This is a genomic window from Pseudomonas sp. 21LCFQ02 (assembly GCF_024129895.2).
Lineage (GTDB): Bacteria > Pseudomonadota > Gammaproteobacteria > Pseudomonadales > Pseudomonadaceae > Aquipseudomonas.
Genome location: NZ_CM178749.1, coordinates 767917 through 792811, shown reverse-complemented (window position 1 = coordinate 792811; position 24895 = coordinate 767917). Strand labels below are relative to the sequence as shown.

Below are 24895 nucleotides of genomic sequence, written 5' to 3'. Positions count from 1 at the left end.
CGCCGTCGGAGACCCTTGTAATGCCAGATCAAGATATACGTCTGCAAAAGCTCAAAGTTTGGCTCGATGAACAGTTACCGCTGCTGTTTCAGCGTCATGGTTGGGGCGATGTTCCTGCGGCGAGCCTGACCGCAGCCAGCAGTGACGCCAGTTTTCGCCGTTATTTCCGCTGGCAGGCTGGCGACCGCACGCTGATCGTGATGGACGCGCCGCCGCCGCAGGAAAACTGTCGGCCGTTCGTTGATATCGCGCAACTGTTGGCAACTTCCGGTATCAACGTGCCGGTTATCCATGCCCAGGATCTGGAGCAGGGGTTTCTGTTGCTCAACGATCTGGGCCGGCAGACCTACCTGGATGTGATCAACGAACACAACGCCGATGAGCTGTTCGATGACGCCATCGCTGCCTTGCTCGCCTTCCAGCAACTGCCGATGGACGCGCCGCTGCCCAGCTATGATGTGGCGCTGTTGCGCCGCGAGCTGGAGCTGTTCCCGGAGTGGTATGTAAAGCACCATCTGGGTATCGAGTTCAGCACGGCGCAGCAGGCAGCCTGGCAACGCGTCAGTACCCTGTTGATTGACAGCGCGCTGGCCCAGCCCAAGGTCCTGGTGCATCGTGATTTCATGCCGCGTAACCTGATGCTCAGCGCGCCTAACCCCGGCGTGCTGGACTTTCAGGATGCGGTCTACGGCCCGGTGACTTATGACGTCACCTGTCTGTTCAAGGATGCCTTCCTGAGCTGGCCTGAGGAGCGTGTGGCTGGCTGGTTGCAGCAGTATTGGGACAAGGCTCGTGAAGCGGGTATTGCAGTGCAGTCCGAATTTGCCGAGTTTCAGCGCGCCAGCGACCTGATGGGCGTGCAGCGGCACCTGAAGGTCATCGGTATTTTTGCCCGAATCTGCCATCGCGATGGCAAACCGCGTTACCTGAGCGACGTTGCGCGCTTCTTCTCTTATATAGAGGCGGTGCTGGCCAGACGGCCGGAGCTGAGCGAACTGGGGCAACTACTGGCTGAGCTGCGTCAACCTGGCGAAGCGCCGGCCTGAGCATTTCTGGCTGATCATTGAAGAGGGCCTGATGAAAGCGATGATTCTCGCCGCCGGTAAAGGCGAGCGAATGCGTCCATTGACACTGACCACCCCCAAGCCGCTGGTGCGTGCTGCCGGGGTGCCGTTGATTGAGTATCACTTGAAGGCGCTGCATGCAGCGGGCATCCGTGAGGTGGTGATCAACCATGCCTGGTTGGGGCAGCAGATCGAGGATTACCTGGGCGACGGCCAGCGTTATGGCTTGAGCATTGGCTACTCCCCGGAAGGCGAGCCGCTGGAAACCGGAGGTGGAATCTTCCGGGCCTTGCCGTTGCTGGGCAATGAGCCTTTCGTGGTGGTCAATGGTGATGTCTGGACCGATTACGACTTCAGCCAATTGCGCCGCAAGATCGATGGCCTGGCGCATCTGGTGATGATCGACAATCCGCCGCACCACCCTGATGGCGACTTTTCCTTGCTGGGTGACCGGTTGGCTGAAGAGCATTCAGGTGATGAGCGCACCGATGCCCGGCGCCTGACCTACAGCGGTATCTCTATTATTGACCCGGCGCTGTTTGCCGGTTGTCAGGCGGGTGCCTTCAAACTTGCCCCGCTGCTTCGCGAGGCGATGCGTGCCGGTCGGGTGACTGGCGAGCATTTCCAGGGGCGCTGGGTGGATGTCGGCACCCTTGAGCGGCTGGCAGAAGTCGAGCAACTGCTGGCAGGCAACGCCTGATGCTGTGGCCGGGCACAATTATCGGTGCGGGCGCGGGCTATGCGCTGGCCAACATTCCGGGCGCCTTGTTGGGCGCGTTGCTGGGTCAGGTCATTGATCGGCGCCTGAAGCTGCGCAACTGGGCGTATTTGCGTGAGCGGCTGGGTGGCCGGGCGGCGATTCACGACGCTGACTTGCTGTTCGTACTGCTGGGTCGCCTGGCCAAGAGCGAGGGCCGGGTGGTGCCCAGCCATATCCATCAGGCACGCAATGAGATGGACCGGCTGCGCTTCAACGAGGCCGAGCGCTTGCGAGCCATTGAGGCCTTCAATCGGGGCCGCGATGGCAAGGAAGGGTTGCGCGGTTATCTGCGTAGCCTGCGCAGCGAGCCGGAAACCGGCGAGGCGTTGTTGCGCGCCTGTTGGCGCATGGCCTGGGCGGACGGCAAGGTGGCGCGCATCGAGCAGGAAATGATCGCGGCCTGGGGGCAATGGCTGGGCTGGTCACCGGTACGGATGCAGAGCCTGGCGGCCGAGTACGACCCGATGAAGCGTAACCGGGTCAGTGCCAGTGACGAGTATCAGCAGGCGCTGACGTTACTGGGGGTAGATGCTGATGCTGACCAGAAAAGCGTCAAACGAGCTTATCGACGTCTGCTCAGCCGCCATCATCCGGACAAGCTTGAAGGCGCCGGGGCCAGTTCCATGAGGGTCCGGGAAGCCACGGAAAAGACCCGCGAATTGCACAGCGCCTATGCCTTGATCAAGACACGGCGCGGTTTCCGTTAGGGTCGCGCCGCGTTCATCAGCGGGGCCGGTTACTCGGCCTGCACCCAGCCGCGGACCCGGCGGAACACCTGTTCCTGTTCGGCCTCGGAAATACCCGCCATATTGACCAGATTAATCTGAGTAAAGCCTGGCCCCTTGCTGCGCTTGCTGACTTGCAGGCGCTCTTCGGCGGCGCGCGAGGGCTGGTTCTTGTAGACGAAATCGGCGGTTTTGACCTTCAGGGTCGGGATGATTTCCGGCAACGAGAGCGTTGCATTGACAGGCTCCCGGGCGGCGATCATGACCAGTTTGTGCACTTGCGCGGTGGAGCGCTCGTTGACGAAGCGAGCGGCCCAGTAGGCGCCGCTGCCGTGGCCGAGCAGGATAATCTGGCGGGCCTGGTGTTGCTGGGCGAAGGCAATTGCGCTGTCGATGCGTGCCAGCACGCGTTCGGCTTCAGCCTCCGCGAGCGCTTTTGCCGCTGCAGCCAGTGCGTCTTGCGCCTGTTGGCGTGCCTGCTCACTGTCGGCTTCGGTTGCTGGCTGGGCAGCTTCCTTGGCCGGTTGCTTGGCAGCCTCTTTGGCCGGTTCAGCAGATCCCGGTTGCGCGGCGTCGGCCGCTTGTGGCTCGCGGGCCTGCAAGGCCGGGTCCTGGATGTCAGGCATCGCCAGGCTCAGGCTGGCCCAGCCGACATCGGGGAATTTGCGCCGCATGGGGCCGATCACATCCGGCCAGTCCGGCGACTCGTCGGCGCCCGGGACGATGATCACCATACCTTGCGGGTCGTCGCTATTGGCCGGCTTCCACAGGGCCAGAAAGGTGGTATCGCCGGCCTGCAGTTGTTGCAGGTCCTGACGCGGCAACTGACGCTCCAGGGCTTGGGCTTCTTCTTGCTCGCGCGGCAGCGGGGCCGGCCGCTCGGCAGCCGTCTCGGCCGGCGCGGTTTCGCTGGCTGGCGCAGGGTCGGCAGCCATCGCGGGCATGATGTGCGTCAGGTTCAGTGACAGCAACAGCGCAGGAAACATTGCGCGAAGGAGGTAGGGCATTGAATATTCCAGGCCAGTATCAAATGCTGGCAACCTGACAAGGCAGCAGCGTACAGGTGGGTTTGCCTGTCCGGGTATGGGAACAGACGAGAATGAAGCCTAGATGATAGCGGTTGTGCGTGGTTTTTTTATCGGCAGCCTGACGCTGCTCTTGATGCTGGCCACGCTGCCAGTGCGAGCGGATGAGCCTGAGCCTTCGTTCTGGGCGCCCCTGACCCGCGAACAGCGTGCCTGGCTTGACCAGCATGGCCCGCTGCGCGTTGGTTTATTGCTGCGTGCACCTTACGCGCAGTTTGATCAGCGGCTGCAGCAGTTGTCCGGGGCCAACGTCGACCTGATGAAGTCGGTGGCCAGCGCTCTGCGGGTGGAGCTGGTGTGGCGGACCTACCCGGATCAGGCGGCCATGGAAAAGGCCCTGAAGGATGGCGAGCTGGATCTGGCCCCAGGTTTGATGCAGACCCCGGCCGGGCTGCGCCACTGGCTGTTCTCTGATCCTTACCTGCGGGTTTCGCAACTGCTGGTGGGGGAGCGCGACGGTGGCGGGACGGTGGACCTTGAAACTCTGGATGAGCGTTCGCGGGTGGCGGTGCGCATGCCCGGTGCTACGGCGGATTATCTGCGCAGCAACTTTGCTCATCTGAACCTGCAAGGCGTGCCGCTGGAGCGTCAGGCGCTGCAACTGCTGCTCAGTCAGCAGGCGCGTTACGCGGTGGTGGACGAAGCGCAACTCAGCCGTCTGTTTCGTGAGCCGGAGTTCGCCGGCCTGGCGATTGTCGGCGATATCGGCTTGCCGCAGTTGTTGCGCATCGGCTCGCGGCGTGACTCGCCGGAGCTGGCGGCAATCGTCAGCGAAGCGCTGCTGGCGATTCCGGCCAAGGAGCTGGACCAGTTGCATACCCGCTGGATGCCGCTGACCTCATCGCGGTTCACCGAGTCCACGGGCTTGTGGAAGAACCTGTGTCTGCTGCTGTTGGCGCTGTTGCTGGCCAGTGCGGCGATTGTCGTGTGGCAGCGGCGCATGCAGCAGAGCCTGGAGCGGCAGTTGCTCGATGCCCGGGAAGACATTACCCGGCGCCTGGCCAGTGAGGAGGCGTTGCGCCTGGCGCAGTTCTCCATCGACCAGAGCACCGTAGGGATTCTCTGGGTCAATTGGGACAGCCGGGTGCGCTACGCCAATCATGCTGCCGAAACCATGCTGGGTTATGCCGCCGGTAAAGTGGTCGACCGGCCTTTGATCGATTTTGAGCCTGGCCTGCACATGGATCGCTGGCTGAACCTGTGGCGTAACGCGCGCTCCAGTGAAGACAGCCCGCAGGTGTTCGAAACCAACTGCATTCGCGCCGATGGCAGCGTGTTGCCAACCGACGTGTCGCTGAGCTTCCTGCGCTTTCGCGAGGCCGAGTACCTGGTGGTGTTTCTTAGCGATGTCAGCGAGCGACGCCGTGCCCACGAGCAGCTACGCGAGTTGTCAGCGCACCTGGAAAGCGTGCGTGAGGAGGAGAAAGCGCGGATTGCCCGTGAGGTGCATGACGAACTGGGGCAGATGCTCACCGTGCTTAAACTGGAAACCTCCATGTGCGAGCTGGCCTATGCGGATCTGGACCCAGGGCTGGGCGAGCGCCTTAACAGCATGAAACGGCTGATCGCCCAGTTGTTTCAGCTGGTGCGCGATGTCGCCACGGCGCTGCGCCCGCCGATTCTGGATGCCGGAATCGCCTCGGCCATCGAGTGGCAGGCGCGGCGTTTCGAAGAGCGCACCCAGATCCCGTGCCTGGTGCAGGTGCCGGATAACCTGCCGGCGCTCAGCGATGCGCGTGCCGTCGGTCTGTTTCGTATCCTTCAGGAGGCGTTGACCAATGTCATGCGTCATGCCGCTGCGCACTCGGTTCAGATCAGCCTGACCCTGGCCGATAACCTGTTATGCCTGAGCATCGCTGATGACGGTAAAGGCTTCGATCCGCAGACCGAGCGGCCGGCGTCTTTCGGTCTGGTCGGCATGCGTGAGCGGGTGCTGATGCTGGGCGGCAGTCTGGAGCTGGACAGCGAACCGGGCGAGGGCACAACCTTGCATATCTATATCCCCATCCCGCAGCAGGAGTGAGCACTGTGATTCGTGTACTGGTAGCCGAAGACCACACCATCGTGCGCGAAGGCATCAAGCAGCTCATCGGTCTGGCCAAGGACATGCAAGTGGTTGGCGAAGCCAGCAACGGCGAACAGTTGCTGGAGACTTTACGTCAGGTGCCTTGCGAGGTGGTGTTGCTGGACATCTCCATGCCCGGCGTCAACGGTCTGGAAGCCATTCCACGGATTCGCGCGCTGAACAACCCACCGGCAATCCTGATGCTGTCAATGCATGATGAAGCGCAAATGGCCGCCCGGGCACTGAAGTTCGGTGCGGCGGGGTACGCGACCAAGGACAGCGATCCGGCATTGCTGCTGACCGCGATTCGCCGGGTGGCGGCCGGTGGGCGCTACATCGACCCGGAACTGGCCGACCGCATGGTGTTTGAGGTCGGTCTGACTGACAGCCGGCCACTGCACTCGTTACTGTCCGAACGCGAGTTTTCGGTGTTCGAGCGTTTGGCTCAGGGCGCCAACGTCAACGACATTGCCCATCAGTTGGCCCTCAGTAGCAAGACCATCAGTACCCACAAGGCGCGGCTGATGCAGAAACTCAACGTCAATTCGGTGGCCGAACTGGTCAAATATGCGCTGGAGCACAAGCTGCTTTAACCCTGCACTTATCTGTAACCGACTGGGTAGGAGCGGCTTCAGCCGCGAATAATCGCGACGGTTCGCGGCTAAAGCCGCTCCTGCGAGGTTCAAGGCAATTTTGCATATTCAATAGCGTCATCCGTGTAGGGCGATCCCTACAAATCACCTTCCATCGCGCTTAGCTCATTCTCTCCGCGCTGCCGATTTGCGTGGCCTATGGCCTGCACTAATCTTGAACTCACGCAGTCATAGTCATAACAAAGGTGTGGGTAATGAGCGACGTCGATTCAAGTGCTGGGGCCAATGATGTTCTGGTCAGCTTTCGTGGTGTGCAGAAGAGCTACGATGGCGAATCACTGATCGTCAAAGACCTGAACCTGGATATTCGCAAAGGCGAGTTCCTGACCCTGCTCGGGCCGTCCGGCTCGGGCAAGACCACCAGCCTGATGATGCTGGCCGGCTTCGAGACGCCGACCGCCGGGCAGATCCTGCTTAACGGTCGGGCCATCAACAACGTGCCACCACACAAGCGCGACATTGGCATGGTGTTCCAGAACTATGCGTTGTTCCCGCACATGACGGTGGCCGAGAACCTGGCATTCCCGCTCTCGGTGCGCGGCCTGAGCAAGACCGACATCGGCGAGAAGGTCAAACGTGCCTTGGGCATGGTCCAGCTCGACGCCTTCGCGCATCGTTACCCGACCCAGATGTCCGGTGGTCAGCAGCAGCGTGTGGCGCTGGCCCGTGCGCTGGTGTTCGAGCCGCAACTGGTGCTGATGGACGAACCGCTGGGGGCCCTCGACAAGCAGTTGCGTGAACACATGCAGATGGAGATCAAGCACCTGCACCAGCGTCTTGGCGTGACCGTGGTCTACGTGACCCACGACCAGGGCGAGGCGCTGACCATGTCCGACCGCGTGGCGGTATTCCATCAAGGCGAAATCCAGCAGATCGACGCCCCGCGCACGCTCTATGAAGCGCCAAAAAATACTTTTGTAGCCAACTTCATTGGCGAGAACAACCGCCTCAATGGCCGTCTGGTCAGCCAGGAAGGTGAGCGTTGTGTGGTGGAACTCAGCCGTGGCGAGAAGGTTCAGGCGCTGGCGGTGAACGTCGGCCAGAGCGGCGACCCGGTGACGCTGTCGATCCGCCCTGAGCGCATCAGCCTCAATGGCCGCAGCGAGAGTTGCGCCAACCGTTTCTCTGGCCGGGTGGCCGAGTTCATCTACCTGGGCGACCACGTCCGGGTGCGTATGGAGGTCGCCGGTAAAACCGACTTCTTCGTCAAACAGCCAATTGCCGAACTCGACCCTGCCATGCGCGTGGGCGATGTCGTGCCGATCGGTTGGCAGACCGAGCACGCCCGTGCGCTCGATCCGCTGCAGCAAGTGCACTAAAACCCTGAACAGAGACGATCCATCGTCCTCACTCATTGCTTAACCAACACTGCCCGTGGAGAGAAGAATAAATGCTCAAACCATTGAAGTTCACCGCTATTACGCTGGGAATGATGTGTGCAGCGCACGCCATGGCAACCGATCTGACCGTTATTTCCTTCGGCGGCGCCAACAAGGCCGCCCAGGAAAAAGCCTTCTATGCCCCGTGGGAGAAGGCTGGCAACGGCAAGATCATTGCAGGTGAGTACAACGGTGAAATGGCCAAGATCAAGACCATGGTCGACACCAAGAGCGTGTCCTGGGACCTGGTAGAGGTCGAGTCGCCGGAGCTGGCACGCGGTTGCGACGAAGACATGTTCGAAGAGCTGGATCCGAAGCTGCTGGGTGATGCTGGCAAATACGTCAAAGGCGCGATTACCACCTGTGGCGCAGGCTTCTTCGTCTGGTCCACGGTCCTTGCCTACAATGCCGATAAAGTCAGCACCGCACCGACCAGTTGGGTTGATTTCTGGGACACCAAGAAATTCCCGGGCAAGCGCGGCCTGCGCAAAGGCGCCAAGTACACCCTGGAATTCGCCCTGATGGCCGATGGTGTGGCACCGAAAGATGTCTACACCGTACTGGCCAGCAAAGACGGCCAAGACCGCGCCTTCAAGAAACTCGACGAGCTCAAGGCAAATATTCAGTGGTGGGAAGCCGGTGCCCAGCCGCCGCAATACCTGGCCTCGGGTGACGTTGTCATGAGTTCGGCCTACAACGGTCGTATTGCTGCGGTGCAGAAAGAAAGCAACCTGAAAGTGGTGTGGAACGGCGGCGTGTATGACTTCGACGCATGGGCCATTCCGAAGGGTTCGAAAAATGCCGAGGCGGCCAAGAAGTTCATTGCCTACACGTTGGGCGCCGAACAGCAGAAGACTTATTCGGAAAACATCGCTTACGGCCCGGCCAACACCGACGCTGTGAAGCTGCTGGACAAGACCATTCTGGCTGACATGCCGACCACCGAAGAAAACATCAAAGACCAGGTGCAGATGAACGTTACGTTCTGGAACGACAACGGCGAAACCCTGGAGCAGCGCTTCACTGCCTGGGCTGCCAAGTAAGCGTCTGCCCCTGCGTAAGACCGGGGGTATTTCCTGTCAGGGGAATGCCCCCCTCGTTAAAAGATTTCGGAGTTCGCTATGGCCACCGCCGTGCCCCTGTCTGAAGGCGCCAGTCCCAACCTCAAGCAACGTCTGGCTCGTGCCGAACGGGTCAACCGTTTCAAGGCTCAGGCATTGATCGCGCCGCTGGTTATATTTCTGCTGTTGGTGTTTCTGGTGCCGATTGCTGCGCTGCTTTACAAGAGCGTGGGTAACCCAGAGGTCGTTGAAGCACTGCCTACCACCATCGTTGAGGTGGACAAGTGGGATGGCAAAGGCCTGCCGCCGGAAGCGGCGTACAAGGCGTTGAGCCTGGACCTTGCTGACGCCCGCAAGAATTCGACTGTAGGTGAGCTGTCCAAGCGCCTGAACCAGGAACTGGCCGGTTATCGCAGTCTGTTGAGCAAGACCTCCCGTGCGCTGCCGTTCGCGACTGAACCGGTGTCGTACAAAGAAGCACTCGAAGCGCTGGACGAGCGTTGGGGCGACCCGGCCTATTGGCAGGCGATTCGTCGTAACACCAGTAGCGTCACCCCATATTACCTGCTGGCAGCGCTCGATCACCGTATCGACGATGTTGGCGAAGTGGCCCCGGCCTCACCGGATCAGGCCATCTACCTGGATATTTTTGCCCGCACCTTCTGGATGGGGCTGGTGATCACCGCCATCTGTCTGGTGCTGGCCTACCCGCTGGCTTACCTGCTGGCCAGCCTGCCGTCGCGGCAGAGCAACTTGCTGATGATTCTGGTGCTGTTGCCGTTCTGGACCTCGATCCTGGTGCGGGTGGCGGCGTGGATCGTGCTGTTGCAATCGAGTGGCTTGATCAACAGTGCGCTAATGGCCATGGGCATTATCGATAAACCGCTGGAGCTGGTGTTCAACCGGGTCGGGGTGTACATCGCCATGGTGCATATCATGCTGCCGTTCATGATCCTGCCGATCTACAGCGTGATGAAAAACATCTCGCCGAGCTACATGCGTGCGGCGATTTCGCTGGGTTGCCACCCGTTCGCCAGTTTCTGGCGGGTGTACTTCCCGCAGACCTACGCCGGGATCGGTGCTGGTTGCCTGTTGGTGTTCATCCTGTCGATTGGCTACTACATTACTCCGGCGTTGCTGGGCAGCCCGAACGATCAGATGGTCAGCTACTTCGTTGCCTTCTACACCAACACCAGCATCAACTGGGGTATGGCGACAGCGCTGGGCGGCCTGCTGCTGCTGGCGACCATCTTGCTGTACCTGATCTATAGCTGGTTGGTCGGCGCCAGCCGCCTGCGTCTGAGCTGAGGAGAATCGCCATGCTGACCCCTTACACTTCGCCCGTCGAGCGCATCTGGTACTACAGCCTGCGCATCCTCTGCGCGCTGATTCTGCTGTTTCTGGTGCTGCCGGTGCTGGTGATCGTGCCGCTGTCGTTCAACTCCGGAAGCTTTCTGGTCTACCCGCTGCAAGGGTTCTCGCTGCAGTGGTATGAAAACTTCTTCGAGTCAGCCGAGTGGATGCGCGCCCTGAAAAACAGCCTGATCGTCGCCCCGGCAGCGACCTTCCTGGCCATGGTGTTCGGCACCCTGGCTTCGATCGGCCTGACCCGTGGCGATTTCCCCGGCAAGCCGCTGGTCATGGCCCTGGTGATTTCGCCCATGGTCGTGCCGGTGGTGATCGTGGGTGTTGCCAGCTACCTGTTCTTCGCGCCATTGGGGCTGGGCAACAGCTACACCGCGCTGATCCTGGTGCATGCGGTACTGGGTGTGCCGTTCGTGATCATTACTGTGTCGGCCACTTTGCAGGGCTTTAACCATAACCTGGTGCGTGCCGCCGCCAGCCTGGGCGCTTCGCCGCTGACAGCGTTTCGCCGCGTGACCCTGCCGCTGATCGCCCCTGGCGTGATCAGTGGCGCGCTGTTCGCCTTCGCCACCTCGTTCGACGAGGTGGTGGTGACCCTGTTCCTCGCCGGCCCCGAGCAAGCGACCCTGCCCCGGCAGATGTTCAGCGGCATCCGCGAGAACCTTAGCCCGACCATCGCCGCTGCCGCGACCTTGCTGATCGGCTTCTCCGTGGCCCTGTTGCTGGTGCTGGAATGGTTGCGCGGGCGCAGCGAGAAACTGCGCACCCAGGCGGAATAAAGCAGCCACAAGCTGCGAGCTTCAAGCGGCAAGCAAGAGCGGTCCGTGGTGAAGGCTGCTCTTGCTTATGGCTTGCAGCTTGCGGCTTGAAGCTGCTACTGGGGTACAATGCGCGCCACCGTGATTCAGTCCAACAGGTGCGCCATGCAGCCCTTCGTTATTGCTCCATCGATTCTTTCCGCCGACTTCGCCCGCCTCGGGCAGGATGTCGACAGTGTCCTGGCCGCTGGAGCCGACTTCGTGCACTTCGATGTAATGGACAACCATTACGTGCCGAATCTGACCATCGGCCCGATGGTATGCAGCGCTTTGCGCAAGTATGGCGTCACCGCGCCGATCGATGTGCATCTGATGGTCAGCCCGGTCGATCGCATCATCGGCGACTTCATCGAGGCCGGTGCCAGTTACATCACTTTCCACCCCGAAGCCAGCCAGCATGTTGATCGGTCCCTGCAACTGATCCGTGACGGTGGCTGCAAGTCGGGCCTGGTGTTCAACCCGGCCACGCCATTGAGCGTGCTGGAGTACGTGATGGACAAGGTCGACATGATCCTGCTGATGAGCGTCAACCCAGGCTTCGGCGGGCAGAAGTTCATTCCCGGTACGCTGGACAAGCTGCGTCAGGCACGTGCGCTGATCGACGCATCGGGCCGTGACATTCGTCTGGAAATCGACGGCGGTGTGAACGTGCAGAACATCCGCGAGATTGCTGCCGCCGGGGCCGATACCTTCGTGGCCGGCTCTGCGATTTTCAATGCCCCGGACTACAAGCAAGTCATCGACAAAATGCGCAGCGAGCTGGCAGCGGCCCGCCCATGAGCGGCTTCGAACAGCTTTTTCCAGGCCAGTTGCCGAAACTGATCATGTTCGATCTGGACGGCACCCTGGTCGACTCGGTGCCCGACCTGGCCGTGGCAGTCGACAAGATGCTGCTGGGGCTTGGGCGTCCGGCGGCGGGGCTGGAGGCTGTACGGGCCTGGGTTGGCAATGGCGCACCGGTGCTGGTGCGCCGTGCCCTGGCCGGGGATATCGAGCATGCGAGCGTCGATGCCGGGTTGGCCGAACAGGGGCTTGAACTGTTCATGCAGGCCTATGCCGAGAAGCATGAACATACCGTGGTGTACCCCGGTGTGCGCGAAACCCTGAAGTGGCTGCAGAAGAAGGGCGTGGAAATGGCCCTGATCACCAACAAGCCGGAGCAGTTCGTCGCGCCGCTGCTTGATGAGATGAAACTGGGGCGGTTTTTCCGCTGGATCATCGGCGGCGATACCCTGCCACAGAAAAAACCCGACCCGGCGGCGTTGTTTCAGGTCATGAAAATGGCCGGGGTAGACGCCTCCCAAGCACTGTTCGTGGGCGATTCGCGCAGTGATGTGCAGGCGGCCAAGGCGGCCGGGGTTGCCAGTGTCGGCCTGACCTATGGTTACAACCATGGGCGACCGATTGCCGAGGAGTCGCCGTCGCTGGTGATTGATGATCTGCGCAAGCTGATTCCCGGTTGCCTGGACATGGGCGCTGAGATACTGTTGCCCGACATTGAACATCCCTCGCAAAGAGATTCCATCGTGGTGGTCACTCGCAAACTCTGGATGAAAGTCATCAAGGCCCTGGCCCGCTGGCGCTGGCGCGCCTGACTTGTTCCTGGCCGCGCATGCGGCACGTTTGCCATGGGCAACTTGCCCGACGGACTGTTTATCCTCATACCACGAGGCGTTTCATGAACCGCGAAGAATTCCTGCGTCTGGCCACTGAAGGCTACAACCGTATCCCGTTGGCCCTCGATACACTGGCCGATTTCGATACTCCCTTGTCGATCTATCTCAAACTGGCTGACCAGCCCAACTCCTATTTGCTGGAGTCGGTGCAGGGCGGCGAGAAGTGGGGGCGTTACTCGATTATCGGCCTGCCGTGCCGCACGGTATTGCGCGTCTATGGCCACAAGGTCAGCGTGACCCGCGATGGCGTCGAGATCGAGAGCCTGGAGGTTGAAGATCCGCTGGCGTTCGTTGAGACCTTCAAGGCCCGCTATAACGTGCCGACCCTGCCGGGGTTGCCGCGTTTCAATGGGGGGCTGGTCGGTTACTTCGGTTATGACTGTGTGCGCTATGTCGAAAAACGTCTGGCCACCTGCCCGAACCCGGACCCGCTGGGCGTGCCCGATATCCTGCTGATGGTTTCCGATGCGGTAGTGGTATTCGACAATCTGGCCGGCAAGATGCACGCCATCGTGCTGGTCGACCCGGCGCAGTCCGATGCTTATGAAAACGGTCTGGCCCAGCTTGATGCGTTGATGGAAAAGCTCCGCCAGCCGATCACCCCGCGTCGTGGGCTGGACCTGTCGCGTCCGCCGGCCGCCGAACCTGCGTTCCGCTCAAGTTACACCCAGAGCGACTATGAGCGGGCCGTAGACACCATCAAGCAGTACATCCTGGCAGGCGATGTGATGCAGGTGGTGCCGTCGCAGCGGATGTCCATCGACTTCAAGGCTGCGCCTATCGATCTGTATCGGGCGCTGCGTTGCTTCAACCCGACGCCGTACATGTACTTCTTCAACTTTGGCGACTTCCATGTGGTGGGCAGCTCACCGGAAGTGCTGGTGCGGGTCGAGGACAACCTGGTCACCGTGCGACCGATTGCCGGGACCCGTCCGCGTGGCGCGAACGAAGAAGCCGACCGGGCGCTGGAAGAAGACTTGCTGTCCGACGACAAGGAAATTGCCGAACACCTGATGCTCATCGATCTGGGGCGTAACGACACGGGGCGGGTTTCTGAAATCGGCACCGTGAAACTGACCGAGAAGATGGTCATCGAGCGTTATTCCAACGTGATGCACATCGTCTCCAACGTCACAGGCCAGCTCAAGAGTGGCCTGACGGCCATGGATGCATTGCGGGCGATCCTGCCGGCCGGCACCCTGTCAGGGGCGCCGAAGATCCGTGCCATGGAAATCATCGACGAACTGGAGCCGGTCAAGCGCGGCGTCTACGGCGGTGCGGTGGGTTACCTGGCGTGGAACGGCAACATGGACACCGCCATCGCTATCCGCACCGCAGTGATCAAGGATGGCGAGCTGCACGTGCAGGCTGGTGGCGGCATCGTGGCCGACTCGGTGCCGGCGCTTGAATGGGAAGAAACCATCAACAAACGCCGCGCCATGTTCCGCGCCGTTGCTTTGGCTGAGCAGCAGTAGCAGGGGCCGGGTGGCGCTCCGCTTGTAGGACCGGCTTTAGCCGGGAAGAAACGGTTAACGATTCCCGGCTAAAGCCAATACTGGTCACTTAAGCACTGTATGCCCACAGTGGGAGCCAACTGTCTTTCATCATCCCCCGATGAATGGGCATTTTATAATGCCATCGCGGATAGATTCCGCGATGGCGGGCAAAGCCCGCCCCCCATTCAAACCACGTGATCACGCCATGGTGTTCCGTCGCGCACCATGGCGTTCAGACGTATCAGCAGCACCCGCATGCAGGCCACCAGGGCCACTTTCGCGCACTTGCCTTTGGCACGCAGCCTCGCATAGCGCTCCTTGAAATCGGCGTTGTAGCGCACCATCACCAGCGCACACATGTAGGTCGCACGGCGCAGTTTCGTCCTCCCACCGTAGATCTGCCGCTTGCCGGCCTTGCTACCGCTGTCGTTGTTATACGGTGCCACACCGGCCAACGCTGCGATTTGTCCACGACTCAGATCACCCAGCTCTGGCAGGTAGCAGAACAGGCTGGCGATTGTCACTGGGCCTACGCCCTTTACGGCATGCAGCCGCTGCAGCAGTTCTGAGTCGACCTTGCGCGCTTGTGCATCGACAAGTTGATCTACCGCTTTGATCTGCACTTTGAGGCTGGCTTCCAACGCGAGGTAGATGTCCACCACGCTGGGCACTATGGTCTGTTTGATACGGCGCCGGTTGTCGTCACGTTGTTGAAGCAGATTGTTGCGCAAGTTGACCAGCTCAAGCAGGACTTCGCGCTCCTCGTCAGGCTTTGCGAAGCCCTTTGCCTCCAGGCTGGAGGCGAACATGGCCAGCATTTGCGCGTCGATTGGATCGGTCTTGGCACGCTTGCCCATGGCCAGAGCGAACTGACGTGAACGAACAGGGTTAATACGCTGGATCTTGAACCCGGCATTAGCCAGAAGCTTTACCGACAGTTTCTCGTAACCACCGGTGGCTTCAACAAGAACTCGTTCAACCTGATGGGCGCTGAGGTACTCAGCGATGCTGGCGAGACCTTCTTCAGTATTAGGCACACACAGCTCATCGGCTTTGGGAAACAGCGCAACCTGCAGCGTGGCCTTGGAAACATCAATACCGGCATAGGCGGACATGAGTAAAACCTCTAGGATAAAGAGTGAGAGGCGCTTTGGCCTGACTCACGCTTGTTGTTCGAGGTCGGACTCAGTCAACTGTTCGAGCTTTGAGCCAAAGCGGGAAGAGTGGATGGCAGCTTGGCTCCCACACGTGCTCTAGGCACCGCGATTTGTCAGCTTGCCATCCACCCCTCTCACCCCAGACTTTACCTTGATCAAAGACACAAGCGAGCTCTGCTCGCGAAGAGGCCAGTAAAAACACTACATCTGCTGCGAATGTGCCGCCCTCTTCGCGACCAAGGTCGCTCCTACAAAGGCATGCGGCGCTTATTTGAACAGTATTGGAGTAAGCCCCAATACTGTTCAGTTAGACGAAGTGAATGCTGGCCGAGCTATCCTCCTGTAAATGGCTCAGGAGGACACGCCTGTGGCTCGGACACGCAAATGCCTTCCAGACTCCCTCGATCTGGCTCATTTGATCAGTGCAGGTGTGTTGATAAACAGCTGTCCTCGTACCTTGATCGACGAAGTTCTCAAACAAACAGGACGCGGCAGCCAACGTGAACGTCTGTTAACTGCCCCCACCGTTGTCTATTACGTAATGGCCATGGCGCTTTGGCGTGACGCTCCGCTCGAAGAGGTTTTACGGATCGTCTGTGAGGGCGCGAACTGGCTCAATATTGGCGCCGGAGCTCATCCTCACAACCTCCAACTACCCACCAAATCGGCGATTTCGGCCGCCCGCAACCGGCTAGGTGCCAAAGTCATGCAGGGTCTCGCACAACGGGTGCTACGCCCGCTGGCCACGCCCGAGACCCGAGGTGCCTGGTATCGTGGTTGGCGCTTGATGGGCCTTGATGGCACCGTCCTCGACGTGGCTGACGAGCAAGCCAACGCCGACTACTTTGGCTACCCGCCTTCATCGAGAGGTAGCAGTGCGTTTCCACAACTGCGGCTCGTCAACCTGGTCGAGTGCGGAACCCATGTCATCACGGCGGCCCAGCTTGGGAATTGCCGCCAGAGCGAGCAAACCCTGGCAGAGCGATTGTTGCCCGAACATCTTCGATCTGACGAGTTACTGATGGCCGACCGGGGCTTCTACAGCTTCAAGCTTTGGAGTTTGGCGACTCAGTGTGGAGGTAAATTGCTTTGGCGAGTCAAAAGTACCGTCAAGCTGCCAGTCGAAGAATGCCTCAGTGATGGCTCGTATTTGAGTACGACGTACGAACTCCATGGCCGAAACCGAAAAAACAGCCATCGCGTACGGGTCGTGGAGTTCACTCTGGTGGATGAGGAGGGGCAACTGGGTGAGCGCTACCGACTGGTGACCAACCTGCTAGTGCCTGAGGAAGCTCCTGCAGCAGAGTTGGCCGCCTTGTATCACGAGCGCTGGGAGGTCGAAAACGTCTTCGATGAACTCAAAACCCATTTGCGCGGAGCCAGCACGGTACTGCGCAGCAAGAAGCCCGAACTGGTCAAGCAAGAGATGTGGGGTTTTCTACTGGCACATTTTGCAATCCGCCAGTTGATGATCCAGGCGGCTGATAAGGCAGCGATCGACCCGGACAGGCTGGGTTTTACGAACGCCGTGTGGGTAGTCAGAAGGAAGCTGCCGCAAGCGGCAGCTTTTCCCCCCTGAGCACGTCGAACTTTGGCGTGAATCGGTTTTGAAAGAGATCTTGCGCGGCAAGTGCATCAGCAGTCGAGGCAAGGCCAATCCGCGAGGCGTTAAGCGCAAGATGAGCGGCTATCCCGTCCGACGACGAGGACAGCCCCTCAATCGGCCATGTAGTCAAGTACCCATTTTTGCTTAAGTGAACAGTATTGGAGTAAGCCCCAATACTGTTCTGTTAGACCGGTGGTAGCCCGCTTGCTGGCGAAGACGGCGGCACATTCGCAGTAGATGCTGTGACTTTACCGGCCCTTTCGCGACCAAGGTCGCTCCCACAAAGGCATGCGGTGCTTATTTGAACAGTATTGCGGCTAAAGCCGGTCCTACAGCTCCCGCTCGCTTCAGAAATCCAGACTCACTCCGACACTGACCCCTTGCTGGGTCAGTTCGTCGTTCTTGCGCCAGTTGTAATTGGCGCGCAGGCTCAGGTCGCGACTGATTTTATGTGCCACCCCAAGGCTGGCGCGGTTGAGGTTGCGCTGAGGCTCATAGCCTTGTAGCTCGAAGTTGATCGACGACAGGCTGGTCAGGGCCATGCGCAGTTGTTGCGGGTCGGTTTCGAACTCGCGCTCGTGGGCGATTTCGCCGAACACTTGGGTGGCATTGCTCAATTGCCATTTGCCCAGCAGGCCGACCCCGCCGCGCTTTGAGGTGCGCTCTTGATCGTCGATGGTCAGGGCGGTCGAGCCATTGCCGCGCTCGCGATAGCCATCCACGTTCACCCGGGCATAGTCGGCGCTGATGAACGGCGACAGGTGCCAGGGGCGGTTGGCGCCGGCCAGGTCATAGCCCAGTCGTGCACTCAACGCCCACAGGTGACCGTCGGTGTCACCTTTTTGCTGGGCTTCGGCGACGCCCAGGGCGAATTTGCGCTCGGCCCGATCATAGTCGAGACGCCCGCCGGACGCGGCCAGGTCGCCCCACAGGTTGTTGGCCTGGTACTGCAGGAAAGCGCTGGCGATATAACCGTTGAGGCGGTAGTGCGAATCAAGCGCTCCTGCTTTCAAACTCTGGCGATAGGCTCCGGCAACCAGACCGCTGCGCCAGTGCTCGGCAAACCGGTAGCTGCCGCCGAGGGTCAGGTTGTAGCCGCGGCCATCGGCTTGGGCGCCGCTGCTTTGGGCGTCGATATCCAGATGCTGACCGCCGGCGGCGACCAGGCTGCGCCATTGGCCAATCGGCTGCCATGCACCGAAGTCCGTCAGCCATTGCGCGCGCAGTTCATCCTGTTGGCTACGCAAGGTGCTGTGACCCATTTCCGGCAGCAGGGTCAGTTCCCAAGGTGCAGAGAGGATCGACCAGCCGTAATCGGCGAGCAGTTGTTGTGCTGCGGTGGTGGGGTGTACGCGGTCATTGAAAAACAGCTTGCTCGGGTCCGGGCTGCTGCCGTTCAGGCCGTAGACCGGATTGGCTGTGCAGCTGTCGCCGCTGAAGCAAGTGCCGATCAGATTGGTATTGGCTGCAAAGCCGTAACGGGCCGGGTCGGCCAGGGTTTCGCTGATGAACAGCGGAATGTTCAACGGGATGATCTGCGCATCGATCTGCGCCAGTTGCGCGACCAGTTGGCTGTTGAAGGCGGCACTGAGTTGAGACACCAAAGGTTGTGCCGGATTGCCGCTGAAGGCCGGAGTCTGGCCGATGTCCGGCAGCAGCCAGACCATGATGTAGCGTGCACCGGCCTGCTGCAGTGCTTGGGCGCTGTCGGCCAGGCGGCCACCGGCGGCCCGCGCATCGCTGGCACTCAGTACCCGGCCCTGGAGGAAGTCGTTGCCGCCGCCAGTCAGGTAATACAAGGCATCGGGATCAGCGCGAAAGTTATTGCCGGGCAGGTAACCCGGCCGGGTGCGCAAGGTGGTTCCCGAGTTGGGGTCGACCACGCTGGACTGCGAGGTGATGGCCGCCAGGATCTGGTCAGTGCGATACCCGCCGACCGCCCAATTGTTGCCGTCGGGCAGACCCAGGGCGGCGTTGAGCGGTGAAGTCGAGGCATTCAGATCGGCAGGCGCAATGCCGAGCATCATGCCCAGCAGGGTCGAAGAGCTGTAGCCGGTCATTTCACCGCTGCCGTAGGTCGGACCAGTGCGGTTGGTAAACCGCAGGCTCGCGCCGCTGGGGCCGGCGAGATCCGGGAATTGCCCGGCATCGGCCAGGCTGTCGCCGAAGACGAACAGGGTCGAGTAAGGCGCTGCGGTGCCCGGCGTCGGCAGGCAGCCCAGTGATAGCAGGCAAGCCAGCAGCGGCTTGCGCAACGAGGAAAACGGCGAGACGAGTGAGCGCATGGTAGCCATCCGTGTTGTTGTTTTTACCGGCCCCAGACACCCTAGCAAGCATTGGCACAGTTGCCAGGCCGATGGCCGGTTACGCGCAGCATTGGGCGTAATACGCGATGTCTGTCTGGGCAAATGATGTGCTTGTGGGCTGATGCGCTTTAACTGTCGGTTTCTGATGGGATATTGCGTCGGTTTTCTTGCGTACAATGATTGCGCGGTGTGACCCGGTACGCTAATGTCCCGAAACGTTTAGAAGAGACTCCTTCCGTGACGACTGTCAGCAAACTCTTGATGCGCGTTATCAAGGCTCACGCCCGTTGGCGTTGGCGCGCCTGACTATTCTCCTTCCGGCCACGCCGGACTCGTAACAATGTGCCCTCGTAATCTGTCTGCTGGTGCGCCCCGGATGCCTGATCATCCTGGTGATGGTGACCTGTGAGCGACGACCTGCGCGGGGCGGTTTCAAAGTCAGCGAATTCAAGAGGTGAGCTACATGCTGCTGATGATCGATAACTACGACTCCTTTACCTACAACGTCGTGCAGTACCTGGGTGAGCTGGGTGCCGATGTCAAAGTGATCCGCAACGACGAATTGACCATTGCCCAGATCGAGGCGCTCAACCCTGAGCGTATCGTGGTATCGCCAGGGCCTTGCACGCCTAACGAGGCTGGCGTGTCGCTTGAAGTGATCCGTCACTTTGCCGGCAAGCTGCCGATTCTCGGTGTCTGCCTGGGCCATCAATCGATCGGTCAGGCGTTTGGTGGTGATGTGGTGCGCGCCCGCCAGGTGATGCACGGCAAGACCAGCCCGGTGGCCCATGAAGACCTGGGCGTGTTCAATGGGCTGAACCAGCCGCTGGTGGTGACCCGTTATCACTCGCTGGTGGTCAAGCGCGAGACGTTGCCCGACTGCCTGGAAGTCACTGCCTGGACGGCGCATGCCGATGGTTCAGTGGACGAGATCATGGGCCTGCGGCACAAGACTCTGAATATCGAGGGTGTGCAGTTTCACCCCGAGTCGATCCTCACCGAGCAGGGTCATGAGCTGTTCGCCAACTTTCTCAAACAGACCGGCGGCAGTCGTCAGGCATAAGGAACTCCCATGAGCAGCACAATCAATATCAAGACTGCCCTGGACCGGGTGGTCAATCATCTGGACCTGAGCACTGAAGAAATGAGCCAGGTGATGCGCGACATCATGACCGGTCAGTGCACCGAGGCGCAGATCGGCGCGTTCATGATGGGCATGCGCATGAAAAGCGAGAGCATCGATGAAATCGTCGGCGCTGTCTCGGTGATGCGTGAGCTGGCAGGCCAGGTGCAGTTGCAGACGCTGGAGCGGGTGGTCGACATTGTCGGCACCGGTGGTGATGGCGCGAATATCTTCAACGTATCCACCGCCGCCTCGCTGGTGATCTCCGCTGCTGGCTGCACCGTGGCCAAGCATGGCAACCGTGCGGTGTCGGGCAAAAGCGGCAGTGCCGACCTGCTTGAGGCTGCCGGTGTCTATCTGAACCTGAGCCCGGTGCAGGTCGCTCGTTGCATCGACAGTGTGGGCATCGGCTTCATGTTCGCGCAAATGCACCATGGTGCCATGAAGTACGCCGCCGGCCCCCGGCGAGACCTGGGGCTGCGCACCCTGTTCAACATGCTTGGCCCGCTGACCAACCCGGCCGGTGTGCGTCATCAGGTGGTGGGCGTGTTTACCCAGGCTTTGTGCCGGCCGCTGGCCGAGGTGTTGCAGCGCTTGGGTAGCAAGCACGTACTGGTGGTGCACTCTCAGGATGGTCTGGACGAATTCAGCCTGGCAGCGCCAACCTTTGTCGCTGAATTGAACAACGATCAGATCACTGAGTACTGGGTCCAGCCCGAGGACCTGGGGATCAAGAGCCAGAGCCTATATGGCCTGGTAGTCGACAGCCCGCAAGCCTCGCTGGAACTGATTCGTGATGCGCTGGGACGACGCAAGACCGAGAGCGGGCAAAAGGCTGCCGAAATGATCGTGCTCAACGCTGGCGCTGCACTTTACGCCGCTGATCATGCCTACAGCCTCAAAGAAGGCGTGGAGTTGGCTCACGATGCGTTGCACACTGGTCTGGCCCGGGAAAAACTCGAAGAGCTGGGCGCTTTTACCGCCGTATTCAAGCTGGAGAATGAAGGATGAGCGTGCCGACGGTTCTGGAAAAAATCCTGGCCCGCAAGGCTGAAGAAGTCATTGCCTGTCGTGCCCGGGTCAGCCTGGCCGAACTGGAACAACAGATTGCCAGGGGTGATGCACCGCGTGGCTTTGCTAATGCATTGATAGAACAGGCCAGGCGCAAGCAGCCGGCAGTGATTGCCGAGATCAAAAAGGCCTCACCGAGCAAAGGCGTGATCCGCGAAGATTTCAAGCCTGCCGAAATCGCCGTCAGTTATGAGCAGGGCGGGGCGACCTGCCTGTCGGTTCTGACTGACATCGACTTCTTTCAGGGCGCTGATGCGTATCTGCAGCAAGCCCGTGCGGCGTGCAAGCTGCCAGTGATCCGCAAGGATTTCATGATCGACCCGTATCAGGTGGTCGAGGCCCGTGCGCTGGGCGCCGATTGCATCCTGCTGATCGTTTCGGCCCTGGATGATGGGCGCATGGCTGAATTGGCCGCAACCGCCAAGGGCGTTGGTCTTGATGTCTTGGTCGAGGTCCATGACGGTGAGGAGCTGGAGCGCGCACTCAAGACTCTGGATACCCCGCTGGTGGGCATCAACAACCGTAACCTGCACACCTTCGACGTTAGCCTGGAAACCACGCTGGACCTGCTGCCGCGCATTCCGCGTGACCGTCTGGTGATCACTGAAAGCGGGATTCTCAATCGCGCCGATGTCGAGCTGATGGAAATCAACGACGTGTATTCGTTCCTGGTCGGCGAGGCATTCATGCGTGCCGAGCAGCCGGGCACCGAGTTGCAGCGTCTGTTCTTCCCCGAGCGCGGTGCAGCGCCCAGCGCTATCGGGCCGGTGATTGACTGACCCGGTGGCCGGCATGATCGTCGAGGCAGGTGTAGAGCAAGGTCTGCAGGCTGAGCTGGACCTGCTTGGCGCGGTGTGCGCCGGTGAGGCCGAGCATGGCCTGCTGTTCTGGCGTCCTGACCGGCAGGCCTTGGTCATGCCCCGGCGCATGAGCCGGCTGGCCGGGTTCGACGAGGCTTGTAAGGTTCTGGCCGAAAGCGGCTGGCCGGTCTTGCTGCGTGAGACCGGTGGTGAGCCGGTGCCGCAATCACCGGCCACGGTGAACATTGCGCTGGTCTATGCCCAGCCTGCGACGGATGTGGATCGCGACCGTATCGAGACGGCTTACCTGCGGTTATGCCAGCCAATGCTGAAGGTGCTTGCGGCGTTCGGCGGCCAGTCATCGTTGGGCGAGGTTGAAGGCGCATTTTGTGACGGGCGTTACAACGTCAATCTCAATGGCCGCAAGCTGGTGGGCACTGCCCAGCGCTGGCGCCAGGCCCAGGGTGGAGCACGTCCGGTGGTGTTGGTGCACGGCGCACTGCTGCTGGACAACCAGCGTGACGAGATGGTGGCAGCGGTCAATCTGTTCTACCAAAGCTGCGGACTGGCGCCGCGAGTGCAAGCCAGCAGTCATATTGCGCTGCGTGAAGTCTTTAGCGATGACCGGTTGCTTGAGCACCTGGCCGCAGCCTATCGGCAATTGCTCGCCGGGTTGTAACCTGCCTCAGCGGGTGCCGAACACCACCATGGTCTTGCCCTTGACGTGAACCAGGCGTTGTTCTTCCAGTGACTTGAGTACGCGCCCGACCATTTCTCGCGAACAACCCACGATACGGCCGATTTCCTGGCGGGTGATCTTGATTTGCATGCCGTCCGGGTGAGTCATGGCATCGGGTTGCTTGCACAGGTCCAACAGGGTGCGTGCCACCCGTCCGGTGACATCCAGAAACGCCAGGTCTCCGACCTTGCGCGTGGTATTGCGCAGGCGTTCGGCCATCTGGGCGCCCATGGTGTAGAGAATCTCCGGCTCTTGCTGGCTCAGCTCGCGGAATCTGGCGTAGCTGATCTCGGCGATCTCGCACTCGGTCTTGGCCCGCACCCACGCGCTACGCGGCGACGCATGGCCAAGAGGCTCGAACAGACCCAGCTCACCGAAGAAGTCGCCGCTGTTGAGGTAGGCGACGATCATTTCCCGGCCTTCGCTGTCTTCGATCAGAATCGTCACCGACCCTTTAACGATGAAGAACAGCGACTCCGAAGGGTCGCCTGCGCAGATAATGTGGCTTCTGGCCGGGCAGCGGCGGCGTTGGGCGTGCGTCAGGAGCTTGTCGATGCTCTTGAGTTTTGGATTGAGGGCGATGACGGCCATGCGTATTTCCCGAAAAAGTCTTGCGCCAGATTGCTTGTTATTGATTATCGGCCAAATCGTCATTCTCCCCAGCACGATGAGAGCACTTTGGCATTATTTCCGAAGTTTCCTACACATCTACCTTTAAAGTCATGACTTATATAGGCGGGCGGGAGTAAACACCCGGCTTGCACTCAACGCGCAACAGCCCCTAATCTGGCGACCCTTTTTTCCAGCAGTGGAGTCTGGCGATGAAAGCACGCATTCAATGGGCTGGCGAAGCCATGTTCCTCGGCGAGTCGGGCAGTGGTCATGTGGTGGTGATGGACGGCCCGCCGGAGGCCGGAGGCCGTAACCTTGGGGTACGGCCGATGGAGATGGTGCTGATCGGGCTGGGTGGTTGCAGCAATTTCGACGTGGTGAGTATTCTCAAGAAGTCCCGCCAGCCGGTCGAAAGCTGCGAGGCGTTTCTGGAAGCCGAGCGCGCTTCGGAAGATCCGAAGGTCTTCACCCGCATTCATCTGCACTTTGTGGTCAAGGGCCGAGGTTTGAAAGAAGCCCAGGTCAAGCGTGCCATCGAACTGTCGGCAGAGAAGTACTGCTCGGCCTCGATCATGCTGGGCAATGCCGGGGTGAAAATTACCCACGACTACGAGATCGTCGAGTTGGGCTGACTTCCATGAAAAAGGCGCTTTCGAAGCGCCTTTTTTCTGTTTGTCATGTCAGATCCGGTAAGTGGTCTTGGTCATGACCTTGGCCACCAGACTCATGCCGAACTTGACCGGCGTCGGGAAGCGAAAACCGCCTGCATCGAGTGCCGTTTCAGCATGATGGGCTTCATCGATGCGCATCTGTTCGAGGATGGCCCGGGACTTTTCGTCTTCGTTGGGAATCTGTTCGAGATGCTCGTCCAGGTGCTTGCAGACCTGATCTTCGGTCGCGGCGACGAAGCCGAGGCTCATCCGGTCGCTGATTAGCCCGGCAGCGGCGCCAATGCTGAATGACAGGCCGTAGAACAACGGGTTAAGCACGCTGGTATGGCTGCCCAACTGGTGAATGCGTTGCTCGCACCAAACCAGATGGTCAATCTCTTCTTCGGCGGCATGCTCCATGGCCTTGCGTACTTCGGGCAGCTTGGCGGTCAGGGCCTGACCCTGGTACAGCGCCTGGGCGCAGACTTCGCCAGTGTGGTTGATACGCATCAGGCCGGCGATGTGCCGGGTTTCGGTCTCGTCCATCTTGTGCTCCGGCCTCACGATGGCCGGCGATGGGCGCGAAGAGTGACCGCTTGAAGGAAGCAGGGTGCGCATGGCGCTGTCTGCCTGCAGCAGCAGTTTGTCGAGCACAGAGTAGTGGCGTTCGGTTGCCATGGGCAC

Annotated in this window: 23 protein-coding genes; 18 read left to right on the top strand and 5 right to left on the bottom strand. The window is 60.4% G+C overall.

Features of this window, described 5'->3' with window-relative positions; translation table 11 throughout:
* Nucleotides 1-20: 20 nt before the first annotated feature.
* From NJC40_RS03770 to NJC40_RS03760, 3 genes are read left to right on the top strand one after another with little or no spacing between them, the layout of a single operon-like run.
* Nucleotides 21-1046: an aminoglycoside phosphotransferase family protein gene (locus NJC40_RS03770; RefSeq protein ID WP_253142403.1), complete on the top strand. Its 1026-nt coding sequence runs from the start codon at nucleotides 21-23 to the stop codon at nucleotides 1044-1046.
* A gap of 31 nt (nucleotides 1047-1077) precedes the next feature.
* Nucleotides 1078-1764 carry an N-acetylmuramate alpha-1-phosphate uridylyltransferase MurU gene (murU, locus tag NJC40_RS03765; protein WP_253142404.1) on the top strand — a complete coding sequence of 229 codons (687 nt, stop codon included), beginning with the start codon at nucleotides 1078-1080 and terminating at the stop codon, nucleotides 1762-1764.
* Nucleotides 1764-2531 (top strand): TerB family tellurite resistance protein, encoded by a 768-nt coding sequence (locus NJC40_RS03760; protein ID WP_045484255.1) that lies wholly within the window; start codon nucleotides 1764-1766, stop codon nucleotides 2529-2531. The genes murU and NJC40_RS03760 overlap by 1 nt, the downstream gene beginning before the upstream one ends.
* A gap of 29 nt (nucleotides 2532-2560) precedes the next feature.
* Here NJC40_RS03760 and NJC40_RS03755 read toward each other — a convergent pair whose 3' ends face one another.
* Nucleotides 2561-3556 carry an alpha/beta hydrolase family protein gene (locus NJC40_RS03755; protein ID WP_253142405.1) on the bottom strand — a complete coding sequence of 332 codons (996 nt, stop codon included), beginning with the start codon at nucleotides 3554-3556 and terminating at the stop codon, nucleotides 2561-2563.
* 103 nt (nucleotides 3557-3659) lie between these two features.
* Between NJC40_RS03755 and NJC40_RS03750 the strand changes: the two genes are divergently transcribed.
* From NJC40_RS03750 to trpE, 9 genes are all read left to right on the top strand, one after another.
* The gene (locus NJC40_RS03750) at nucleotides 3660-5657 is read left to right on the top strand and encodes a PAS domain-containing sensor histidine kinase (RefSeq protein WP_045484247.1); all 1998 of its coding nucleotides are present in this window, start codon (nucleotides 3660-3662) and stop codon (nucleotides 5655-5657) included.
* Between the two features lie 5 nt (nucleotides 5658-5662).
* The gene (locus NJC40_RS03745) at nucleotides 5663-6292 is read left to right on the top strand and encodes a response regulator (protein ID WP_045484244.1); all 630 of its coding nucleotides are present in this window, start codon (nucleotides 5663-5665) and stop codon (nucleotides 6290-6292) included.
* Between the two features lie 254 nt (nucleotides 6293-6546).
* Nucleotides 6547-7671, top strand: a complete 1125-nt coding sequence (locus NJC40_RS03740) for an ABC transporter ATP-binding protein (protein WP_253142406.1) — start codon at nucleotides 6547-6549, stop codon at nucleotides 7669-7671.
* Between the two features lie 71 nt (nucleotides 7672-7742).
* Nucleotides 7743-8774 (top strand): polyamine ABC transporter substrate-binding protein, encoded by a 1032-nt coding sequence (locus NJC40_RS03735; RefSeq protein WP_045484238.1) that lies wholly within the window; start codon nucleotides 7743-7745, stop codon nucleotides 8772-8774.
* Between the two features lie 78 nt (nucleotides 8775-8852).
* Nucleotides 8853-10100, top strand: a complete 1248-nt coding sequence (locus tag NJC40_RS03730; protein ID WP_253142407.1) for an ABC transporter permease — start codon at nucleotides 8853-8855, stop codon at nucleotides 10098-10100.
* Between the two features lie 11 nt (nucleotides 10101-10111).
* Nucleotides 10112-10936: an ABC transporter permease gene (locus tag NJC40_RS03725; protein ID WP_045484232.1), complete on the top strand. Its 825-nt coding sequence runs from the start codon at nucleotides 10112-10114 to the stop codon at nucleotides 10934-10936.
* Nucleotides 10937-11080: 144 nt separating this feature from the next.
* Complete coding sequence (gene rpe / locus NJC40_RS03720; RefSeq protein WP_045493903.1) at nucleotides 11081-11755, top strand: ribulose-phosphate 3-epimerase; 675 nt, start codon at nucleotides 11081-11083, stop codon at nucleotides 11753-11755.
* A complete protein-coding gene (locus NJC40_RS03715; protein ID WP_045484229.1) occupies nucleotides 11752-12570 on the top strand; it encodes a phosphoglycolate phosphatase in 819 nt (272 codons plus the stop codon). The genes rpe and NJC40_RS03715 overlap by 4 nt, the downstream gene beginning before the upstream one ends.
* An 83-nt stretch (nucleotides 12571-12653) precedes the next feature.
* Nucleotides 12654-14126: an anthranilate synthase component I gene (gene trpE, locus NJC40_RS03710; RefSeq protein ID WP_045484226.1), complete on the top strand. Its 1473-nt coding sequence runs from the start codon at nucleotides 12654-12656 to the stop codon at nucleotides 14124-14126.
* Between the two features lie 206 nt (nucleotides 14127-14332).
* On the opposite strand, the gene NJC40_RS03705 is transcribed toward trpE, so the two are convergent.
* A complete protein-coding gene (locus NJC40_RS03705) occupies nucleotides 14333-15262 on the bottom strand; it encodes an IS110 family transposase (RefSeq protein ID WP_253143071.1) in 930 nt (309 codons plus the stop codon).
* A 388-nt stretch (nucleotides 15263-15650) separates the two neighbouring features.
* Here NJC40_RS03705 and NJC40_RS03700 point away from each other — a divergent pair, with 388 nt between their 5' ends.
* Nucleotides 15651-16883, top strand: coding sequence for an IS4 family transposase (locus NJC40_RS03700; RefSeq protein WP_253143067.1), 1233 nt, complete (start codon nucleotides 15651-15653; stop codon nucleotides 16881-16883).
* Between the two features lie 374 nt (nucleotides 16884-17257).
* Here NJC40_RS03700 and estP read toward each other — a convergent pair whose 3' ends face one another.
* The gene (estP, locus tag NJC40_RS03695; protein ID WP_253143017.1) at nucleotides 17258-19195 is read right to left on the bottom strand and encodes an esterase EstP; all 1938 of its coding nucleotides are present in this window, start codon (nucleotides 19193-19195) and stop codon (nucleotides 17258-17260) included.
* A gap of 484 nt (nucleotides 19196-19679) precedes the next feature.
* Between estP and NJC40_RS03690 the strand changes: the two genes are divergently transcribed.
* Genes NJC40_RS03690 through NJC40_RS03675 form a run of 4 tightly spaced genes read left to right on the top strand, consistent with a single transcriptional unit; the run spans nucleotide 19680 to nucleotide 22889 of the window.
* Complete coding sequence (locus tag NJC40_RS03690; protein WP_045484218.1) at nucleotides 19680-20279, top strand: aminodeoxychorismate/anthranilate synthase component II; 600 nt, start codon at nucleotides 19680-19682, stop codon at nucleotides 20277-20279.
* 21 nt (nucleotides 20280-20300) lie between these two features.
* Nucleotides 20301-21350: an anthranilate phosphoribosyltransferase gene (gene trpD / locus NJC40_RS03685; protein ID WP_045493900.1), complete on the top strand. Its 1050-nt coding sequence runs from the start codon at nucleotides 20301-20303 to the stop codon at nucleotides 21348-21350.
* A complete protein-coding gene (gene trpC / locus NJC40_RS03680; RefSeq protein ID WP_045484216.1) occupies nucleotides 21347-22189 on the top strand; it encodes an indole-3-glycerol phosphate synthase TrpC in 843 nt (280 codons plus the stop codon). Before trpD ends, trpC begins: the two co-directional genes overlap by 4 nt.
* A gap of 13 nt (nucleotides 22190-22202) precedes the next feature.
* A complete protein-coding gene (locus NJC40_RS03675; protein ID WP_045493897.1) occupies nucleotides 22203-22889 on the top strand; it encodes a lipoate--protein ligase family protein in 687 nt (228 codons plus the stop codon).
* 6 nt (nucleotides 22890-22895) lie between these two features.
* Here NJC40_RS03675 and crp read toward each other — a convergent pair whose 3' ends face one another.
* Nucleotides 22896-23540: a cAMP-activated global transcriptional regulator CRP gene (gene crp / locus NJC40_RS03670; protein ID WP_045484213.1), complete on the bottom strand. Its 645-nt coding sequence runs from the start codon at nucleotides 23538-23540 to the stop codon at nucleotides 22896-22898.
* Nucleotides 23541-23770: 230 nt separating this feature from the next.
* Here crp and NJC40_RS03665 point away from each other — a divergent pair, with 230 nt between their 5' ends.
* Nucleotides 23771-24193: an OsmC family protein gene (locus NJC40_RS03665; RefSeq protein ID WP_045484210.1), complete on the top strand. Its 423-nt coding sequence runs from the start codon at nucleotides 23771-23773 to the stop codon at nucleotides 24191-24193.
* A gap of 48 nt (nucleotides 24194-24241) precedes the next feature.
* Here NJC40_RS03665 and coq7 read toward each other — a convergent pair whose 3' ends face one another.
* On the bottom strand, nucleotides 24242-24889 hold the full coding sequence (gene coq7 / locus NJC40_RS03660; protein WP_045484207.1) for a 2-polyprenyl-3-methyl-6-methoxy-1,4-benzoquinone monooxygenase: 648 nt from the start codon (nucleotides 24887-24889) through the stop codon (nucleotides 24242-24244).
* Nucleotides 24890-24895 lie beyond the last annotated feature (6 nt).

Excerpts from the sequence above, each read along its gene's own strand:
- NJC40_RS03675 (WP_045493897.1), top strand. The coding sequence starts at position 22,203 with ATGATCGTCGAGGCAGGTGTAGAGCAAGGTCTGCAGGCTGAGCTGGAC.
- NJC40_RS03730 (WP_253142407.1), top strand. The coding sequence starts at position 8,853 with ATGGCCACCGCCGTGCCCCTGTCTGAAGGCGCCAGTCCCAACCTCAAG.
- trpE (WP_045484226.1), top strand. The coding sequence starts at position 12,654 with ATGAACCGCGAAGAATTCCTGCGTCTGGCCACTGAAGGCTACAACCGT.
- NJC40_RS03755 (WP_253142405.1), bottom strand. The coding sequence starts at position 3,556 with ATGCCCTACCTCCTTCGCGCAATGTTTCCTGCGCTGTTGCTGTCACTG.
- crp (WP_045484213.1), bottom strand. The coding sequence starts at position 23,540 with ATGGCCGTCATCGCCCTCAATCCAAAACTCAAGAGCATCGACAAGCTC.
- NJC40_RS03725 (WP_045484232.1), top strand. The coding sequence starts at position 10,112 with ATGCTGACCCCTTACACTTCGCCCGTCGAGCGCATCTGGTACTACAGC.
- NJC40_RS03740 (WP_253142406.1), top strand. The coding sequence starts at position 6,547 with ATGAGCGACGTCGATTCAAGTGCTGGGGCCAATGATGTTCTGGTCAGC.
- murU (WP_253142404.1), top strand. The coding sequence starts at position 1,078 with ATGAAAGCGATGATTCTCGCCGCCGGTAAAGGCGAGCGAATGCGTCCA.
- NJC40_RS03715 (WP_045484229.1), top strand. The coding sequence starts at position 11,752 with ATGAGCGGCTTCGAACAGCTTTTTCCAGGCCAGTTGCCGAAACTGATC.
- trpC (WP_045484216.1), top strand. The coding sequence starts at position 21,347 with ATGAGCGTGCCGACGGTTCTGGAAAAAATCCTGGCCCGCAAGGCTGAA.
- NJC40_RS03770 (WP_253142403.1), top strand. The coding sequence starts at position 21 with ATGCCAGATCAAGATATACGTCTGCAAAAGCTCAAAGTTTGGCTCGAT.
- NJC40_RS03750 (WP_045484247.1), top strand. The coding sequence starts at position 3,660 with ATGATAGCGGTTGTGCGTGGTTTTTTTATCGGCAGCCTGACGCTGCTC.
- estP (WP_253143017.1), bottom strand. The coding sequence starts at position 19,195 with ATGCGCTCACTCGTCTCGCCGTTTTCCTCGTTGCGCAAGCCGCTGCTG.
- NJC40_RS03700 (WP_253143067.1), top strand. The coding sequence starts at position 15,651 with ATGGCTCAGGAGGACACGCCTGTGGCTCGGACACGCAAATGCCTTCCA.
- rpe (WP_045493903.1), top strand. The coding sequence starts at position 11,081 with ATGCAGCCCTTCGTTATTGCTCCATCGATTCTTTCCGCCGACTTCGCC.
- NJC40_RS03705 (WP_253143071.1), bottom strand. The coding sequence starts at position 15,262 with ATGTCCGCCTATGCCGGTATTGATGTTTCCAAGGCCACGCTGCAGGTT.
- coq7 (WP_045484207.1), bottom strand. The coding sequence starts at position 24,889 with ATGGCAACCGAACGCCACTACTCTGTGCTCGACAAACTGCTGCTGCAG.
- NJC40_RS03760 (WP_045484255.1), top strand. The coding sequence starts at position 1,764 with ATGCTGTGGCCGGGCACAATTATCGGTGCGGGCGCGGGCTATGCGCTG.
- NJC40_RS03735 (WP_045484238.1), top strand. The coding sequence starts at position 7,743 with ATGCTCAAACCATTGAAGTTCACCGCTATTACGCTGGGAATGATGTGT.
- NJC40_RS03665 (WP_045484210.1), top strand. The coding sequence starts at position 23,771 with ATGAAAGCACGCATTCAATGGGCTGGCGAAGCCATGTTCCTCGGCGAG.
- NJC40_RS03690 (WP_045484218.1), top strand. The coding sequence starts at position 19,680 with ATGCTGCTGATGATCGATAACTACGACTCCTTTACCTACAACGTCGTG.